This window comes from Oceanimonas sp. AH20CE76, assembly GCF_039654065.1.
GTDB lineage: Bacteria > Pseudomonadota > Gammaproteobacteria > Enterobacterales > Aeromonadaceae > Oceanimonas > Oceanimonas smirnovii.
Window position 1 is genome coordinate 2,195,853 of sequence record NZ_CP155481.1, and the last position, 17,279, is coordinate 2,213,131.

At 56.0% G+C, this 17,279-nt stretch carries 16 protein-coding genes; 10 read left to right on the forward strand and 6 right to left on the reverse strand.

Annotation, left to right across the window (positions count from 1 at the left end):
* Positions 1 to 87: 87 nt before the first annotated feature.
* From N2M06_RS10700 to infA, 4 genes are all read left to right on the forward strand, one after another.
* Positions 88 to 258 (forward strand): hypothetical protein, encoded by a 171-nt coding sequence (locus tag N2M06_RS10700; RefSeq protein ID WP_019934180.1) that lies wholly within the window; start codon positions 88 to 90, stop codon positions 256 to 258.
* 9 nt (positions 259 to 267) lie between these two features.
* Positions 268 to 966, forward strand: coding sequence for a leucyl/phenylalanyl-tRNA--protein transferase (gene aat, locus N2M06_RS10705; RefSeq protein ID WP_317075278.1), 699 nt, complete (start codon positions 268 to 270; stop codon positions 964 to 966).
* Positions 963 to 1,673, forward strand: a complete 711-nt coding sequence (locus N2M06_RS10710) for an arginyltransferase (RefSeq protein WP_019934182.1) — start codon at positions 963 to 965, stop codon at positions 1,671 to 1,673. The genes aat and N2M06_RS10710 overlap by 4 nt, the downstream gene beginning before the upstream one ends.
* Before the next feature lie 70 nt (positions 1,674 to 1,743).
* Positions 1,744 to 1,962 carry a translation initiation factor IF-1 gene (gene infA, locus N2M06_RS10715; protein WP_014291892.1) on the forward strand — a complete coding sequence of 73 codons (219 nt, stop codon included), beginning with the start codon at positions 1,744 to 1,746 and terminating at the stop codon, positions 1,960 to 1,962.
* Positions 1,963 to 2,132: 170 nt separating this feature from the next.
* On the opposite strand, the gene clpA is transcribed toward infA, so the two are convergent.
* Together clpA and clpS are read right to left on the reverse strand one after the other, a co-directional pair.
* Positions 2,133 to 4,385: an ATP-dependent Clp protease ATP-binding subunit ClpA gene (gene clpA / locus N2M06_RS10720; RefSeq protein ID WP_346350748.1), complete on the reverse strand. Its 2,253-nt coding sequence runs from the start codon at positions 4,383 to 4,385 to the stop codon at positions 2,133 to 2,135.
* Between the two features lie 48 nt (positions 4,386 to 4,433).
* Complete coding sequence (gene clpS / locus N2M06_RS10725; RefSeq protein WP_346350749.1) at positions 4,434 to 4,751, reverse strand: ATP-dependent Clp protease adapter ClpS; 318 nt, start codon at positions 4,749 to 4,751, stop codon at positions 4,434 to 4,436.
* A 328-nt stretch (positions 4,752 to 5,079) separates the two neighbouring features.
* Between clpS and cspD the strand changes: the two genes are divergently transcribed.
* Positions 5,080 to 5,295: a cold shock domain-containing protein CspD gene (cspD, locus tag N2M06_RS10730; protein WP_346350750.1), complete on the forward strand. Its 216-nt coding sequence runs from the start codon at positions 5,080 to 5,082 to the stop codon at positions 5,293 to 5,295.
* Positions 5,296 to 5,357: 62 nt separating this feature from the next.
* On the opposite strand, the gene N2M06_RS10735 is transcribed toward cspD, so the two are convergent.
* On the reverse strand, positions 5,358 to 5,951 hold the full coding sequence (locus N2M06_RS10735; RefSeq protein WP_019934186.1) for a VTT domain-containing protein: 594 nt from the start codon (positions 5,949 to 5,951) through the stop codon (positions 5,358 to 5,360).
* Positions 5,952 to 6,061: 110 nt separating this feature from the next.
* On the opposite strand from N2M06_RS10735, the gene glnD reads away from it, so the two are divergent.
* The 3 genes from glnD to dbpA all read left to right on the forward strand — a co-directional run bounded on the left by glnD (position 6,062) and on the right by dbpA (position 11,363).
* Positions 6,062 to 8,692, forward strand: coding sequence for a bifunctional uridylyltransferase/uridylyl-removing protein GlnD (gene glnD / locus N2M06_RS10740; RefSeq protein WP_346350751.1), 2,631 nt, complete (start codon positions 6,062 to 6,064; stop codon positions 8,690 to 8,692).
* A gap of 51 nt (positions 8,693 to 8,743) precedes the next feature.
* Positions 8,744 to 9,775: a 2,3,4,5-tetrahydropyridine-2,6-dicarboxylate N-succinyltransferase gene (dapD, locus tag N2M06_RS10745; RefSeq protein WP_026344721.1), complete on the forward strand. Its 1,032-nt coding sequence runs from the start codon at positions 8,744 to 8,746 to the stop codon at positions 9,773 to 9,775.
* Positions 9,776 to 9,983: 208 nt separating this feature from the next.
* Complete coding sequence (dbpA, locus tag N2M06_RS10750; RefSeq protein ID WP_346350752.1) at positions 9,984 to 11,363, forward strand: ATP-dependent RNA helicase DbpA; 1,380 nt, start codon at positions 9,984 to 9,986, stop codon at positions 11,361 to 11,363.
* Positions 11,364 to 11,377: 14 nt separating this feature from the next.
* Here the strand turns inward: dbpA and N2M06_RS10755 are convergent, their stop codons facing one another.
* Together N2M06_RS10755 and N2M06_RS10760 are read right to left on the reverse strand one after the other, a co-directional pair.
* Positions 11,378 to 11,644 (reverse strand): DUF3081 domain-containing protein, encoded by a 267-nt coding sequence (locus tag N2M06_RS10755; RefSeq protein ID WP_019934190.1) that lies wholly within the window; start codon positions 11,642 to 11,644, stop codon positions 11,378 to 11,380.
* A 14-nt stretch (positions 11,645 to 11,658) separates the two neighbouring features.
* Positions 11,659 to 13,563, reverse strand: coding sequence for an SLC13 family permease (locus tag N2M06_RS10760; protein ID WP_346350753.1), 1,905 nt, complete (start codon positions 13,561 to 13,563; stop codon positions 11,659 to 11,661).
* A gap of 195 nt (positions 13,564 to 13,758) precedes the next feature.
* On the opposite strand from N2M06_RS10760, the gene N2M06_RS10765 reads away from it, so the two are divergent.
* Entirely contained in the window at positions 13,759 to 14,601 is an 843-nt protein-coding gene (locus N2M06_RS10765) for a S1-like domain-containing RNA-binding protein (RefSeq protein WP_019934192.1), read from the forward strand.
* Between the two features lie 31 nt (positions 14,602 to 14,632).
* A complete protein-coding gene (locus N2M06_RS10770) occupies positions 14,633 to 15,760 on the forward strand; it encodes a patatin-like phospholipase family protein (RefSeq protein WP_019934193.1) in 1,128 nt (375 codons plus the stop codon).
* A gap of 89 nt (positions 15,761 to 15,849) precedes the next feature.
* On the opposite strand, the gene N2M06_RS10775 is transcribed toward N2M06_RS10770, so the two are convergent.
* Positions 15,850 to 17,223 carry a LysM peptidoglycan-binding domain-containing protein gene (locus tag N2M06_RS10775; RefSeq protein WP_019934194.1) on the reverse strand — a complete coding sequence of 458 codons (1,374 nt, stop codon included), beginning with the start codon at positions 17,221 to 17,223 and terminating at the stop codon, positions 15,850 to 15,852.
* Positions 17,224 to 17,279 lie beyond the last annotated feature (56 nt).

The window sequence follows — 17,279 nt, forward strand, 5'->3', positions numbered from 1 at the left end:
AAGGCATGAACAGACATTGATTGTATTCTCATCATAAATGCATTCAATGGTAATATGATTAACATGTGATATGCACCGGAGGTTTTTATGGAGCAACGTACCGCCCGCCTGACCCTGCTGATAGACCCGCGCAAGAAGGCGCTGTTTGAGCGCCTGTGTGCCGAAGAAGACGTGACGCCGTCCCAGAAGGTAAGGCAGTTTATTCGTGACTATATTGAGCAGCAAACCGGTGAAGACTGGCAGAAATTGTCCGAGTGAGTCACTGTTATGTACCTGACCCAACTGAATGAAACACTCTGGTTTCCTGATCCGGCTACAGCCCTGAAGGAGCCCGACGGGCTGCTGGCAGTGGGGGGCGACCTGCGCCCCGAGCGTTTGCTGCTGGCCTATCGCATGGGCATTTTCCCCTGGTATGATCAATCTCAGCCGCCGTTGTGGTGGTCACCGGATCCCCGTGCCGTGATCTCACCGGACGCCCTTTATGTCAGCCGTAGCCTGGCCAGGCTGGCCCGCAAGCAGCGCTACCGGCTGACCGTCAACCACGCTTTTGAGGCTGTCATTCGCCACTGCCGTGAGCTACGGGAAGACGGCCCGGGCACCTGGATCACCCCCGACATTGAGCACAATTATTGCCGGCTGCACCATCAGGGGCATGCCCATTCCATTGAAGTATGGGACGAGCAGCGGCTGGTGGCCGGGCTCTACGGCATCGGCCTGGGCCGGCTGTTTTGTGGTGAATCCATGTTTCACCTGGTCAGCAACGGCTCCAAGCTGGCCATGCTGGCCCTGTGCCGGCACTTTGCTCACTACGGCGGCGCACTGATTGACTGTCAGTTACCCAATCCGCACCTGCAAAGCCTGGGAGTGAAAAGCTGGCCCAGATCACGCTTTCTGCATAAACTCAGAGAGCTGCAAACCCAATCCGTTTCTGCCCTGTGCTGGCAATCGCAAGAGCTGAGTCTATGAGGGAAGTAAATTTAAAGGTCGGTCTGACCCCCAGGCATCCCTGCAGTTATCTGCCCGGCCGGCTGGAGCAGCTGCTGGTGCTGCTGGACCGCGAGCTGCTCTGCCCCGAAGGCTATGAGCAACTGCTGACGGCAGGGTTTCGCCGCAGCGGTAGCGATATATACCGGCCGCGCTGTCAGGCCTGTCAGGCCTGTGAATCATTGCGTATTCCGGTTAACGACTTTGTGCCCAGCCGCAGCCAGAAGCGCATTTTGCGCAATAACCGGGATCTGACCATGGTGGTGAGTGATACTGATAAACCGGAATATTTCGAGCTTTATCAGTATTATATTGAACAACGCCATCAAGACGGGGCCATGTATCCCGCCAGCCGGCAGCAATATGACGGTTTTTTACTGTGCCACTGGCTGACCCCTCTGTTTCTTGAGTTTTATGCTGAAAGCCGTCTGATTGCAGTGGCAGTGACCGACTCGCTGAACGACTCCCTCAGCGCCATGTATACCTTTTATGATCCCGCCGAAGAGCACAGATCCCTGGGCATTTATGCCATTCTCAACCAGATAAAACTGGCGCGGACACTCGGTAAACACTGGCTGTATCTGGGCTATCAGGTCGATGACTGCCGCAAAATGAATTACAAGCAACAATTCCGGCCCCATCAGCGGCTGATAAAGGGCCAATGGCACATCATGAAAGACGGAGCCTAATCTTTACACTGCAGGCGAAATCCGGCATGATCGCAGCCGTTTTTATTGCCTGCGTTAACAAGAGGATTCAATGGCTAAAGAAGACAGTATTGAAATGCAGGGTACCATTCTGGAAACCCTGCCCAACACCATGTTCCGCGTAGAGTTGGAAAACGGCCATGTGGTCACCGCTCATATCTCCGGAAAAATGCGTAAAAACTACATTCGCATCCTGACCGGTGACAAGGTTACTGTTCAGCTGACCCCCTACGACCTGTCCAAGGGCCGCATCGTCTTCCGCTCCCGCTAAACCCCCTCCATCAGGTTAAGCCAACAGGCTTGATACCCTTGGTTTTGTTGTAGGCCGTGCTTGCCGCACGGCTGAAAGCAAGGCACCTGTTTTATTTTGCCGTATCAATAAAAAAATGCCCGGTGCCTTGCGGGCTCCGGGCATTATTGCTGTATTCAGGCGTGATGCCATCAGGCCATGGACGCCTCCGACTGGAACTCAAAGTGCAATTCGTCATCTTTCAGACTGACCCGCACCGAGCCACCGCCGACAAGCTCACCAAACAGCAGCTCGTTGGCCAGCGGCTTTTTCAGCTGCTCCTGAATCACTCTGCCCATGGGGCGCGCGCCCATCGACTTGTCGTAACCTTTTTCCGCCAGCCAGTGACGGGCAGGTTCACTCACCTCAAGCGACACTCCTTTCGCATCCAGCTGGGCCTGCAGCTCCACAATAAACTTGTCCACCACCCGATGAATAATATCGATATCAAGGTGATTGAACCAGATGATATGGTCGAGCCGGTTGCGGAATTCGGGCGCAAAGGTGCGGTTTATTTCGCTCATGGCATCATGGCTGTGATCCTGCTGCTGAAAGCCAATAGACTTGCGTACGGTTTCCTGTACGCCGGCATTGGTGGTCATCACCAGAATAACGTTGCGAAAATCCGCCTTACGGCCGTTGTTGTCCGTCAGGGTACCGTTGTCCATGACCTGCAGCAGAATATTGAACACATCAGGATGCGCCTTTTCGATTTCATCGAGCAGCAGCACCGCATGAGGATGTTTGATCACCGCATCGGTCAGCAGACCTCCCTGATCAAAGCCCACATAACCGGGAGGCGCGCCGATAAGACGGGACACGGTATGAGCCTCCATGTATTCCGACATATCAAAGCGAATAAGCTCAATGCCGAGAATACGCGCCAGCTGCTGGGTCACCTCGGTTTTGCCCACACCGGTGGGGCCGGCAAACAGGAAAGAGCCAATAGGCCGCTTCTCATTGCCAAGACCGGCACGGGTAAGGCGAATGGCATCGGTCAGCACCGAAATGGCCTTGTCCTGACCAAACACTACCATTTTCAGGTTTGGCTCCAGGTTCTTGAGGTTTTCCTTGTCGGAGCTGGACACCGACTTCTCCGGAATACGGGCAATTTTAGCCACAATGGCTTCAATGTCGCCTACCCCTATGGTCTTTTTCCGCTTTGAGGGTGGCAACATACGAATTTGCGCACCGGCCTCATCAATGACGTCAATGGCCTTGTCGGGCAGGTGACGATCGTTGATGTATTTGGCCGACAGCTCCGCCGCCGCCCGCAGCGCCTTGCTGGTGTAGCGCACATCATGGTGTGACTCATAGCGGCTTTTCAGCCCCTGCAGTATCTTGGCGGTATCCTCTACCGAGGGCTCCAGAATATCGATTTTCTGAAAACGCCGCGCCAGGGCTCGATCTTTTTCAAAAATCTGGCTGTATTCCTGATAGGTGGTCGAGCCGACACAACGGATTTGCCCGCCCGAGAGCAGCGGCTTGAGCAGGTTGGCGGCATCGAGCTGACCGCCAGACGCAGCCCCGGCACCAATAATGGTGTGGATCTCGTCAATAAACAGAATGGCCCCTTTTTGCTTTTCAAACTGCTTGAGCACCGCCTTGAAACGCTTTTCGAAATCACCGCGGTACTTGGTGCCTGCCAGCAAAGCGCCCATATCGAGAGAATAGATAGTGCTGCCGGCAATAATTTCCGGCACATCATCATGCACAATCCGATAGGCCAGGCCTTCGGCAATGGCGGTTTTCCCCACCCCGGCCTCACCCACCAGCAGGGGGTTATTCTTACGCCGGCGACACAGCACCTGAATCGTCCGGTTCACTTCCTGATCCCGGCCAATCAGCGGATCGACGCGGCCATCTTTTACCCACTGGTTCAGATTAATGACAAAGCCTTCGGTCTGGTTGCTGTTACCTTCTTCGCTTTGCTCTTCATGCTGTGAGGAAGAGGCGTCTTCCTGCTCGCCGTCTTTGCGAATGCCGTGAGACAAAAAGTTAACCACATCCAGCCGGCCCACACCGACTTTCTTCAGCAGGTAGGCTGCCTGAGACTCCTGTTCACTGAAAATGGCCACCAGCACATTGGCACCGGTGACCTCGGCATTACCGGAAGACTGAACATGGAACACGGCCCGCTGAAGTACTCGCTGGAATCCAAGCGTGGGCTGCGTTTCGATTTCATCATCACCCACCGGAATGAGCGGCGTGGTCTGCTCGATAAAGCTGTGAGTCTCACGACGCAGCTGTTCCAGATCGGCACCACAGGCCATTAAAGCCTCTTTGGCGGCCGGATTCTCAAGCAGGGCCAGCAACAGGTGCTCCATCGTCATGAACTCGTGGCGAGAGCGACGGGCTTCGTTGAAGGCATCGTTCAGTGTGCTCTCAAGATCTTTGTTCAACATAGGCACCTCCCCTAAAAAACCTCGATAATCCCGCCCAAGGGATTATTTTTACGCCTGCTCCATGGTGCACAACAGCGGATGTTCGTGCGTCCGGGCAAACTTGTTCACTTGTGCAACCTTGGTTTCTGCAATCTCTGCGGTAAATTCTCCGCATACCCCTTTGCCCTGATAGTGCACCGACAACATCACCTCGGTGGCTCTGTCCATGTCCATGGAAAAAAATGTCTGCAGCACTTCTACAACAAAATCCATGGGTGTGTAGTCGTCATTGTTCAGGATGACTTTATACATAGGAGGGGGTTGCAGCGCTGTTTCTTCCGCCTCTTTCAGTTTGTCATCAAGGGTATGCTGTGTTCTCCTGCCCATATCATTACTCTAAATCACGGGATTGAATCCTGCTACCGAAGCAGCGTAAAGGTCGCTTTTTCGTGGTGTTGATCCCACCCTACCGCCTGTACCGGGCCTGTCAACCACAAGGCCTGTAAGGCATTGCATTTTGCGTTGCCGATCGGTTGTTCACTCATGCAGCACTTGACTCCCGTCCCGGTTGCTCTAGAGTGGATATCTGGCAGTCAGTTAAGCTTCATTTGAAGCTTCTGTGTGGCCGCATCCGGCGAAAAAGCGCTGTAGTTATAATTGGCCACTGCCATTTTCTCAATGTTGTTTAGGATGTTTGAGTAAAAGGATGCACAGTATGACAACCGGAACGGTTAAGTGGTTTAACAACGCCAAAGGATTTGGTTTTATCTGCCCGGCTGAGGGTGGCGAAGATGTATTTGCTCATTTTTCCACCATTCAGATGGACGGATACCGAACCCTGAAGGCGGGCCAGGTCGTTCGATACGAAATACAAAAAGGCCCCAAGGGTAATCATGCAGTGAGCATAGTGCCCGATGGTCAGCCTGCATAACAAGCACGGGAATGACACATCATTCCAGTAAGCAAGGGGCACATTTTGTGCCCCTTCTTCATTCAGGCATTCAGCCAGTGGCTCAGACCATAACCCAGCACCGCCAGCCCGAGCAGGGCAAAACCCAGCTTTCTGGCATGCTGCTGCCACAGTTGCAGCGCCTTCTCTCCGGTCAGACGCACCAGCAGTGCCAGTCCGAAATAACGAATTCCACGGCCGATGGCTGAAGCCAGTATAAACAGCCAGAGGGAATAGCCGGCCGCGCCGGCTGCCAGCATGGCCACCTGAAAGGGGACTGGCGTTATCCCCACCATGACAATGGCCATAAAGCCGTCCTGCTTCAGCTCCTGAGTAAAACGGTCAAGCGCATCCTGGCCGCCGGTCAGCTGTAATAGCTGCTGGCCCAGACTGTCGAACAGCCAGCCCCCCAGCCCATAACCGGCCAATGCGCCCGCCAGGCATCCCAGCAGGGCGGCGGCAGCCAGTGCCCACAGGCGCTTTTGTTCAATCAGAAATAAAGGAATCAATAACAGCTCAAGAGGAATCGGAACTATCACCGCTTCCAGCATGGACGCCACGAACACCACCGGCAGCAGCCAGTGTGACCCGGTGAAACGCTGCAACCAGTGTGGCAGCTGTGCCTGCATATTTGCCATTATGTCGCTCCCGCTCAGTCATGATTTCAGTGTGCCAGAGTTTCTGCGGCTTTGCCCGGTCCACCGGCTTTGTTAAGTTAAAGGCTGACACATAACGCGGACCCGGCATCATGGAACCTAATCTGCTCGCCCCTGCCCTGCTCTCTCCCGATGAGCTGACCATTACCCGCTGCAAAGACATGCTGGCTCGCCTGCAAACCTGGCTGGAACAGCGCTTTGAGGCCGGTGACGACATCAATGAGCTGGTTTCCCTGCGCTCCCAGCATATGGATCAGCTGCTCACCGGCCTGTGGACACGCCATGGTCTGGCTCAGCAGGACAACCTGGCGCTGGTGGCGGTGGGCGGCTACGGCCGGGGCGAGCTGCACCCTTGCTCCGATATTGATCTGCTGATCCTGAGCCGGTATCAGCATAATGAACCTCTGAATGACGCCATTGGCCGCTTTGTGACTCAACTGTGGGATCTGCATCTTGAGGTAGGTCACAGCGTGCGCACCGTGGCCGAGTGTGTGGCTCAGGGTGAGCACGATATTACCGTGGCCACCAATCTGATTGAAGCCAGGCTGATCACCGGCTGTTATGACACCTTTGCTGATCTCACTCGAGCCACGGCACCGGATCACTTCTGGCCCAGCCAGGCCTTTTTTGAAGCCAAGCGTGATGAACAGGCACAGCGCCACCAGCAATTTCACGACAGCAGCTATAAACTGGAGCCGGATATAAAAAACAGCCCCGGCGGCCTGCGCGACATTCAAACCATCAACTGGGTGGCCCGTCGCCACTTTGGTACCAGCACGCTGGGAGAAATGGCCAGCCATGGTTTTCTCAGCGAAGCTGAGTTTGGTGAACTGCAGGACTGCCAGAATTTTTTATGGAAGCTGCGCTTTGCCCTGCATACCGTCACCGGACGGGCTGATAACCGTTTGCTGTTTGACCGGCAAAGAGCGGTGGCCACGGCGCTGGGCTATGCCGGCGAAGGTAATCAGCCCATCGAATGCATGATGAAACGCTATTACCAGACCATTCGCCGGGTGGCGGAGCTGAACGAACTGCTGTTGCAGCTGTTTGATGAAGCCATTCTCGGCCACATTGCCATGGATGTGAAAACCCTTACTCCTGAGTTTCGCCTGCGCGGACGGCTGATTGATCTGGCAGACTCTACCCTGCTTACACGTGAGCCGGCGGCTATTTTGCGGCTGTTTTATCAGATTGCCGCCTGCCCGCAAATTACCGGCATTTATTCCAGCACACTGCGGGAGCTGCGCGAAGCCCGGCGCACTCAACAGTTTTATTTATGCGAGCGGGCCGACTGCCGGCGGCTGTTTATGATGTTACTGCGCCATCAGGGCAGTGGCCGGCTGGCGCTGACCCTGATGCACCGCTATGGAATACTGGCGGCTTATTTTCCACAATGGAGCAAGATTGTCGGGCAAATGCAGTTCGACATGTTCCACGCCTATCCGGTAGACGAGCATACTCACAGAGTATTAAAAAATATCGACCGCTTTCGTCAGCCCGGCAACCAGCGCCGGCACCCGCTGTGTTACGACATCTGCACCCGGTTACGCAAGCCCGAGCTGCTGCTGCTGGCAGGCCTGTTTCATGATATTGCCAAAGGCCGGGGGGGAGATCATTCCACCCTGGGAGCTGACGATGCACTGGAATTTTGTCTGGCTCACGGCCTGGACAAATCCGATGCCCGGCTGGTGTCCTGGCTGGTGCGCCAGCACCTGCTGATGTCGGTGACCGCCCAGCGCCGGGACATTCACGATCCGGATGTGATTCGGGAATTTGCCACTCAGGTGCGCGATGAGCTGCATCTCGATTTTCTGTATTGCCTGACGGTCGCAGACATTTGTGCCACCAACGATACACTGTGGAACGACTGGAAAGGCAGCCTGCTGCGGGAACTGTATTTTTCCACTCAGCGGGCATTGCGCCGGGGGCTCGAAAATCCGCCGGATCTGCGCCTGCGCATTCGGGAAAACCAGCAGCAGGCACGTCATTTGCTGGAACACCTGGATACGTCGTTTGAACATATCAAACCGCTGTGGGCCAGATTGCCCGCGGATTATTTTCTGCGCCATACACCAGAGCAGATTGCCTGGCACAGCCGGCATATTCTGGCCCACAACAAGGCGGGAACGCCACTGGTGCAGATCAGCCAGCAGCCGGGCCGTGGCGGCAGTGAGCTGTTTATCTACTGCCCCGACTCCCCCAACCTGTTTGGCCGGGTGGCGGCGGCGCTGGATCAGAAAAACCTCAATATTCACGATGCCCAGATCATGACCTCCAAAGACGGCTACGCCCTGGATACCTTTATTGTGCTGGAGCCTGACGGCCAGCCGGTCAGCGGTGACCGGCTCACTGATTTATGCCGGGATCTGGCCCGGGCTCTGGCCCGCAGTCAGCCACCGGTGATCCGCGCCCGGCCGCCCTCCCGCCGGCACCGGGAGTTTGATGTTCCTACCCGAGTGCAGTTTCTGCAACCGGTGCGCGCCAGCAAGCGCACCCTGATGGAACTGGTGGCACTGGATACGCCGGGCTTGCTGGCGCGCATCGGGGCCGTGTTCAGCCAGCTCAAACTGAATTTGCATGCCGCCAAGATCACGACCATTGGCGAGCGGGTAGAAGACTTTTTCAGCCTCACTAATGCGCATGATCGGCCATTAACTGAGCAGGAGCAGACGCAATTACGAGAAAAGTTGACTGATGAGCTCAAACAAAGGGGCAAAATGTGATAAAAGGTGCGTCAATTTCAGGAAAGCAACAACATTAACGGAGTGAACACCATGGCAAACTTTGCTTTCGGTCTGGGCGTGGGCACCAAGTCCGCCAAGGGAGACTGGCTTGAGGTTTATTATAATCAGCCGCTGCTGAACGCCAGCGAAACCCTGATCAAGGCCGTTGCCGGCCTGGTCGGTTATCAGGGCGGCAATACCGCCATTGAGCTGAATGCCAGTCAGCTCAATGAACTGAAAGCGGCTTTTGTCTCCGCCGATGCCAGCGAGCAGGCTGATATTGCAGACACCCTGGCTGGCACCGAGCAACCGCTGGTGCTCACCATTCTGGAAAGCGACAGCGCCCCGTCCAGCACCGCCGAGGTGTATCTCAAGCTGGCACTGCTGTCTCATCGCCTGGTCAAGCCCCATGGTCTGGATCTGTCCGGCATGTTTGGCCTGCTGCCCAACGTGGCCTGGACCAGCGAAGGGGCCATTGCCGTGGACGAACTGGCCAGGCGTCAGCTGCAGGCACGCGCTCAAGGGCGCACTATCAGCGTGAATTCAGTAGACAAATTCCCCAAAATGACTGACTACGTAGTGCCTGCCGGCGTGCGTATCGGCGATGCCTCCCGCATTCGTCTGGGTGCTCATGTAGGCGAAGGCACCACTGTGATGCACGAAGGCTTTATCAACTTCAATGCCGGTACCCTGGGTGTCAGCATGGTGGAAGGTCGTATTTCTGCCGGTGTAGTAGTGGGTAACGGCTCCGATCTGGGTGGCGGCTGCTCCACCATGGGTACCCTCTCAGGCGGCGGCAATATTGTGATTTCCGTGGGTGAAGGCAGCCTGCTGGGTGCCAACGCAGGCCTGGGCATTCCCCTGGGTGACCGCTGCACTATTGAATCCGGCCTTTACATCACTGCGGGTGCCAAGGTGACCGTACTGGACGACCAGAACAATGAAGTGCAGACCGTAAAGGCTGCCGATCTGGCCGGCAAACCGGATCTGCTGTTCCGCCGCAACTCTCAGACCGGCCGCATTGAGGTGAAGACCAACAAGTCTGCCGTTGAGCTGAACGCCGAGCTGCACAAGCATAACTGAGCCTCGGTCATGCCGGCCTTTGAGCCGGCATCTTCTGAATGCATGACGCAGCCCGGTATAACGGCGCTCTGTCCATGCCAACGGCGCTGTCACTCACAGCGCCGTTATTGTTTTCATCGTCCGGAAAATCGCCACACCCGGTGCATTTCTGCTATTATATTTGCCTGCCGCTTCGGCACTTTCATTTCATTACACAGCGAAACCTTCCGTGACTCATACCGACTTTTCTTCCCTGCCGCTGGACTCAGCGCTGCTGGATAATCTTGCCAGCCTGAATTTTACTCAAATGACCCCTATCCAGGCTCAGGGGCTGCCACTGGTGCTGGCGGGCCAGGATGTCATTGCTCAGGCCAGCACGGGCAGCGGCAAAACCCTGACCTTTGGCCTGGGAGTATTGTCGAGGCTGAATGTTAACCTCAACCGGGTGCAGGCCATGGTTCTGTGCCCCACCCGGGAGCTGGCCGATCAGGTGGCCCGCGAGCTGCGCCGGCTGGCCCGCACCCTGGCCAATGTAAAACTGGTCTCACTGTGTGGCGGCAGCCCCACCGCCGCCCAGACCGCTACCCTGCAATTTGGTGCACATATCGTGGTGGGCACACCGGGGCGCATACTCAAGCACCTGCAGCAAGGCAGCCTTAACCTGGATGCGCTCAATACCCTGGTGCTGGATGAAGCGGATCGCATGCTGGATATGGGCTTTGCCGACGATATTCACAACGTGGTGGAGTTTGTCCCGAAAGCACGCCAGACGCTGCTGTTTTCTGCCACCTATCCCGAAGAAATAGGCACCCTCAGCCGCGGGCTGCAACAACAGCCTGCAGAAATTTCGGTGGCCGATGAGAAAAACGGCAGCAATATTGTGGAACTGTGGTTTGAAGTATCACAGGATCAGCGCCGCAGCGCACTGGCCACCCTGCTGGCCCATTATGCTCCGGCATCGGCGGTGGTGTTCTGCAATACCAAGCGGGCTTGTCAGGAAGTGGCCGATCACCTCGGCAGTCTGGGCTTTGCCGCGCTGGCACTGAACGGCGATCTGGAGCAGAGAGAGCGGGATCAGGTACTGGTGCGCTTTGCCAATGGCAGTGCCAATATTCTGGTGGCCACCGATGTGGCTGCCCGCGGCCTGGATATTCGCGAGCTGGAAGCGGTCATTAACTATGAGGTGACCCAGGATCCTCAGGTACATATACACCGCATCGGCCGCACCGGCCGTGCCGGTCATCAGGGGCTGGCACTGAGTCTGTACAGCGCCAAAGAAGCCTACCGGGTTAACATGATTGAGGAATATCAGCGTGCCCCCATGGCTCATGGGGATTTAAGCTCGCTGAACGGCACCACTGCGCCGCGTCAGCCGGCAATGGTCACGCTGAACATTGCCGGCGGCCGCAAAACCAAAATCCGTGCCGGTGATATTCTCGGTGCCCTGACCCGTGATGCCGGCATCAGTGGTGATCAGATCGGAAAAATTGACATCACGGAAATGCAGTCTTATGTTGCCATTCATAAAGACGTGGCCAGGCAGGCGCTGAAGCACCTGCAACAGGGCAAGGTCAAAGGCCGCAGCGTACGGGTCAGCAAACTGGGCTGATTGACATCAGGTGCTTATGACTCGTTAAAGTTGCGATGAATGTAGTCAACTTTGGCCATAAACTGATCCTTCAGTGCCGTGGTGGCATAATCAAAGTGATAACTCTGATGAAAGTTAAGCTGCAGGGTCACACCACTGCCTTCCAGTAATACGCTGTAACCATCAAAATCGCTTTTGGCCACTATGCCTTCCAGCATGTGGCCATCCTCGTAAGGTTCGCCGAAGCGGCGGATCTTGTCGAACACTTCCAGAATAATGCGGTTATTCAGTTCATTTTGCATCTTGCTTTCCTCTGTTATAGCGGCCATACCCACAATAACATGGGCAGGCTGATGGCGACCACCAGCAGCTCCAGGGGCAGGCCCATGCGCCAGTAATCCCCGAATCTGAAGCCTCCCGGCCCCAGAATAAGCGTATTGTTCTGATGACCAATCGGCGTCAGAAAGGCGCAGGAGCCGCCAATGGCCACCGCCATTAAAAAGGGATCGGCATTCACTCCCAGCTGGCTGGCGGCACCCAGTGCAATCGGACACATGACCGCTGCCGTGGCCGCATTATTCATTACATCCGACAGTGTCATGGTCACCACCAGGATCAGCGCCAGTGCCACCAGGGCACTGCCCTGCGCCACGCCATCCAGCAGCCAGGCTGCCACTAAACTGGCGGTGCCAGTGGTTTCCATCACATCTGCTACCGGAATTAATGCTGCCAGCAGTACCACTACCGGCCAGTCTACTGCGTTATATACAGACCGGGGCGGTACGGTACGCAACACCATAGAGGCCAGCACACCGCTGGCAAAGGCCACCGCTGCCGGCAGCCAGCCCAGTGCTGCCACCGTGACCGAGGCCGCCATTATGCCACCTGCCATCAGGGCTTTTTTCTTATCGGGAATGCGCAGCTCCCGCTCCGCCAGTGGCACACACCCCGTGCTGGAAGCAAATTCCGCAATCAGCTCGGGGGAGCCCTGCATCAGCAGCAAATCACCGGCACGAAAGGCCAGCGCCCGCAGTCGCTTGAAGGAGCGCTGGCCCTGACGGGAGACCGCCAGCAGATTAACGCCAAATCGGGTGCGCAGCTGTATGCCCCTGGCAGTACGCCCCAGTAGTTCAGAGCTGGGCAGAATAACCAGCTCCATCAGTACAATTTCATCGGAGCTGTCACTCTCTCCCTTGTCTTTACCATCCTTTTTCTCTTTCTTGCTGTCTGCGCCGACAACCGCTTCGCGGGTGCCGTTATCTTCCTGGCTTTTTTCCTTTTTGCTCTCTTTTTCCTTGTCTGCTTCCTTGGTAGCCAGATCTTCTTCCAGCTTAAGTCCCAGCGAAGACAGCGCCTGTGACAGTGCCTCTGCTTCCGCTTCCAGCATCAGAATATCACCCGCCCGGGTGCGCCGCCGCGGGCTGGGCGGCATCACCCGCACCGAGTTACGCACCAACCCCAGGATCTGAGCATCCGCGTCAGTCAGTGCGATTTCCAGCTCGCGCAGCGTCAGACCTTCCGCCTTGCTGCCTTCCGGCACCCGCGCTTCAGTGATGTAAGCGCCGGATTCAAACCCTTCCATGCCTGCCTGTTTGCGTCCGGGTACCAGCCGCCAGCCAATCAGGGCAATAAACACTATGCCTGCCAGGGCCACCGCCAGCCCTACCGGTGTGTAATCAAACATGGAAAAGCCATCACCACTGCTGGCCTGGCGAAAGCCGGATACAATCAGGTTAGGGGGTGTGCCTATCAGGGTGGTCATGCCCCCCAAAATAGTGCCAAAGGCCAGGGGCATCAGTATTTTGCCAGGGGGCAGCTGCTGTCGCCTGGCCATTTGCAGCGCAATGGGCATCAGCAGTGCCAGCGCCCCTACGTTGTTCATAAAGGCAGACAGCACGGCTCCCAGGCCGGTGAGCGCCACAATGGACACCACAGGGCCGGATTGAGCGGGCAGAAAGGTACGGGCCAGCACATCAACGGCACCTGAACTTTGTAACCCCTTACTCAGCACCAGCACACAGGCCACCGTGATCACTGCCGGGTGCCCCAGGCCATCAAAAGCAGCGTCAGCCGACACCAGGCCGGTAAAGATACAGGCCAGCAGAGCTGCCGATGCCACCATATCGTGACGCCAGCGTCCCCACATAAACAGCACCACTGTCGCGGCCAGAATAGCCAGAATGGTGATTTGTGATTGATCCATAACCCGTATCTCTCTCAAAGGATGGCATCACGCCCCGGGAGCGAAATCACACCATCACCAACATTTTTCGAGTGTAGCAGCCTTTCTTTTGTGCACAACCGAAAAATCTAGATAAACCATTGAACTTTAAGGTTTATATGCCAGATGTACAAAGATGGTGTTTCCGTCTTCAGCGCGCTAAGATCCAGCCTTTAATTCTATTCGGTGACCTCCATGATAAAGCTTGGCGACTATAACTCTCTTCCTCTGTTACGACTGGGCGACAAGGGCGGCTGGCTGGACGGCGGTGATGAGGGCGAATTGTTCCTGCCCCACAGTCAGTTGCCGGCCAATGCCAAGCCGGGCGACAAGATCACCGTTTTCATTTATCTGGACGCAGATCTGGTACCGGTGGTAACCACCGACAGGCCCAAGGGGCGGGTGAACGAGTTTGCCTCACTGCGCGTGGTCACGGTTAACCGTTTGGGTGCCTTTATGGACTGGGGCATGAAGAAAGACATTTTCGTCCCTCAGCGCAATCAGGCCACGCCCATGCAAACCGGCCGCCACTATGTGGTTTACCTGTATCTGGATCACGAAGGCCGCATGGTCGCCACCAGCAAGCTGGAGCCTTTTCTCAGCAAGGATATGCCCGGCTACCACGCCGGAGACGAAGTCAGTCTGTTGATCGTGGCCGGTACGCCGCTGGGACTGAAAGCCATTGTGGATGGCAAATACTGGGGCCAGCTGTTCAAGTCTGAGCTGCCCGAACGTCTGCCCATGGGCAAAAGCCTGCGTGGCTACATCAAGCAGCAGCGCGACGACGGCAAACTGGATCTCACCCTGTTTAAACCCGGCCCGGGTAAAACCGACGAAGCCGCAGAAAAGGTTCTGGCCAGGCTGCAGGCCGCCGGCGGCAGCCTGGCGGTTAATGACAAGACCGATCCCGACACTATTTACCGCCAGTTCGGTATCAGCAAGGGCACGTTTAAAAAAGCCATCGGCGGTCTTTATAAGCAGGGCAAAATCGTGATAGAACCTCATGGTATCCGGCTGTCCTTAGAAAACGAAAACTAAGCACAGCGCCGTGACCGACAGGGAGGTATGAATGGAGCAGGAAACCGGCAATGCCTGTTCACTGGTACTGACCGGGGGAGGAGCACGGGCAGCTTATCAGGTGGGGGTGCTGAAGGCCGTTGCCGAATGCTACCCACGGGGGCATGCTATTCCCTTCCCCATATTGTGCGGCACGTCCGCCGGTGCCATTAATGCCACCGCGCTGGCCTGCTATGCTTCCTGTTTTCATTTGGGCGTGCGCAAGCTGGAGTATGTGTGGCGTCATCTTAACACCCATAAGGTGCTGCGCCTGCAGCTGGGGCGCATTGTTACGCACTCTGCCAAAAGTCTGATTAAGGGCGCGTTAGGGCAGCCAGCACAGATGGCCATGCCGTTGTTTGATAACAGCCCGCTGGAACGCCTGCTGGAAACCCTGATTGACTTTCAGCGCATCGATAACAACCTGCTTTACGGTGCCCTGGAAGTACTGGCCATTACTGCCTCCAACTATAACACCGGTGATTCCACCACCTTTTTTCAGGGCCGGCCCTATCATCAGCCCTGGGCCAGAGCAGGCCGCTCCGGTCGCTCCTCCATTATTGCCACGCCACATTTAATGGCCAGCAGTGCCCTGCCTTTTGTATTCAAACCCTGCCGCCTGCAGAACCACTTTTATGGTGACGGCTCCATTCACCAGCTGAATCCATTGAGCCCGGCCATTCATCTGGGGGCCAGACGCATTTTAATTGTGAGCCTGGCTCATGAAGAGCAAGACTCGGCACTGCTTTCCGGCAACCCCAGCAGCTCGGACATTGCCGGCCATTTGCTGGATACCATTTTTACCGATGCCCTCACCTCAGACATTGAGCGGCTGCAACGTATTAACAGCACCATAGCGCTGGTGCCGGAGCGTAAGCGCGAGCAACTGGCACTGCGTCATATTGATAATCTGGTATTGCAGCCCAGCCAGAATCTGGATGAATTAACCCATAAACACTTTCATCGCTTACCCGGTAACATTCGTGCAGTATTGCGTTTGTTTGGCGTAGAGGCCGGCGATGCCACCGGTCTGGCAAGCTTTTTGCTGTTTGAGCAGGAATATTGCCGGGAGCTGATTGATCTGGGCTATAAAGATACGCGGGCACGCATGGAAGAAGTGTGTTTGTTTTTGGAAGTGTGATTGAAAAACAAGGGAATGGGGAATGGTGGGCCGGAATCGGGAAGTAAAACCAAAGAATTCCCAATTCCCTGCTCCCTACTCCCCGATTTTCACCCTGCGTTGGCGGCAACAATCAGCTTTTGGCCGGTGCGTAACATATGCTTGCTGCTCAGCTGGTTCCAGCGCAGCAGGTCGGCAATGCTGACGCTGAAGCGGCTGGCAATCACAGACAGCGAGTCACCGGCCTTAACCAGATAAGTGCTTTGCTCAGGCACTGCAGCCGGTGCCGGCGCGGCACTGGAAGGCACCAGCAAGGTCTGGCCAATGCGAATAGTGTTGCTCGTCAGGTTATTGGCCTGTTTAAGCGCGCTGATATGAGTGCCGTGACGACGGGCAATTACTCCCAGGCTGTCTCCCCCTTTTACGCGGTAACGGGCATAGCTCATACGCTCTTCGGCCGGCAAGTCGGCCATGGCCAGTTCAAACGTTTCTGCATGACGCACCGGCACCAGGATTTCTGCTGCAATCAGCGGTGAAGTGGCCGTGTGCTTGTAAGCCGGGTTCAGTGCTTTTATCTGAGCCCGGCTGACACCGGCAAGATCTGCAGCCATGTGCAAATCTACCTGCCCTTCTACCGCCACGGCCGCAACCTGCGGACGATTGGGAATGGCAGGCACAACCATGCCATAGTGCCCGGGACGCTTGAGAATATCAGCCAGTGCCATCAGCTTGGGCACATAGTTCTGGGTTTCTTTGGGCAAAGACAAAGACCAGTAGTCAGTGGGCTTGCCCTGACGGCGATTGGCACGAATGGCGCGCTGCACCCGGCCTTCGCCGGAGTTATAGGCAGCCAGAGCGTGCGTCCAGTTACCATCAAAGAATTTGTGCAGATACTCAAGGTAATCCAGTGCAGCCCGGGTAGATGCCATCACATCATAACGGCCGTCATACCAGCTGTCGTAGTGCAGGCCAAAGTTCTTGCCGGTGCTTTGCAACATCTGCCACAGACCGGCAGCATGACCGTGAGAATAGGCTTTGGGGTTAAAAGTGCTTTCCACCACCGGCAGCAGGGCCAGCTCCATTGGCATATTCCGTTTTTCTATCTCTTCCTTGATGAGATAGAGAAACGGTCTGGCGCGTTCAGTGACGGAACTCATGTACTGTGTCTGCTTCAGATACCAGTTGCGCTGGGCTACCACTCTTGGGTGATCAGCCGGTATCTCAAGGGTCATGCCGTCGGCAAGATGCTGCCACAGATCCTGCTGCTCCAGCTTGCTCTCCGGGGCACTTGGCGTATCGTCCGAAGAATGCCGGCTGTAACGACCGGAGGCCTTGAGTGAAGCATGGTCTTTCGACTTGGGATAGAGCCGCTGACTGGTTTGCTCGGTGCTGTTATGGCCATGTGTCTGGCGCGCCGAATCGGTGGATACCGCCTGGCAACCCGCCAGCAGCAAGGCACCGGATAAAAGGCAAAGTCTTATCATCGTGTCTGCTTTCCAAAAAAACGGCGGCCAGTGTATGCTTTGTGAGCAGCTTAATC

Bases quoted from the DNA above. Each gene is read 5' to 3' on its own strand.
- clpA (WP_346350748.1), bottom strand. From the start codon at position 4,385: ATGTTGAACAAAGATCTTGAGAGCACACTGAACGATGCCTTCAACGAA.
- N2M06_RS10770 (WP_019934193.1), top strand. From the start codon at position 14,633: ATGGAGCAGGAAACCGGCAATGCCTGTTCACTGGTACTGACCGGGGGA.
- clpS (WP_346350749.1), bottom strand. From the start codon at position 4,751: ATGGGCAGGAGAACACAGCATACCCTTGATGACAAACTGAAAGAGGCG.
- dapD (WP_026344721.1), top strand. From the start codon at position 8,744: ATGGCAAACTTTGCTTTCGGTCTGGGCGTGGGCACCAAGTCCGCCAAG.
- glnD (WP_346350751.1), top strand. From the start codon at position 6,062: ATGGAACCTAATCTGCTCGCCCCTGCCCTGCTCTCTCCCGATGAGCTG.
- aat (WP_317075278.1), top strand. From the start codon at position 268: ATGTACCTGACCCAACTGAATGAAACACTCTGGTTTCCTGATCCGGCT.
- N2M06_RS10755 (WP_019934190.1), bottom strand. From the start codon at position 11,644: ATGCAAAATGAACTGAATAACCGCATTATTCTGGAAGTGTTCGACAAG.
- infA (WP_014291892.1), top strand. From the start codon at position 1,744: ATGGCTAAAGAAGACAGTATTGAAATGCAGGGTACCATTCTGGAAACC.
- N2M06_RS10775 (WP_019934194.1), bottom strand. From the start codon at position 17,223: ATGATAAGACTTTGCCTTTTATCCGGTGCCTTGCTGCTGGCGGGTTGC.
- cspD (WP_346350750.1), top strand. From the start codon at position 5,080: ATGACAACCGGAACGGTTAAGTGGTTTAACAACGCCAAAGGATTTGGT.
- N2M06_RS10735 (WP_019934186.1), bottom strand. From the start codon at position 5,951: ATGGCAAATATGCAGGCACAGCTGCCACACTGGTTGCAGCGTTTCACC.
- N2M06_RS10765 (WP_019934192.1), top strand. From the start codon at position 13,759: ATGATAAAGCTTGGCGACTATAACTCTCTTCCTCTGTTACGACTGGGC.
- N2M06_RS10700 (WP_019934180.1), top strand. From the start codon at position 88: ATGGAGCAACGTACCGCCCGCCTGACCCTGCTGATAGACCCGCGCAAG.
- N2M06_RS10710 (WP_019934182.1), top strand. From the start codon at position 963: ATGAGGGAAGTAAATTTAAAGGTCGGTCTGACCCCCAGGCATCCCTGC.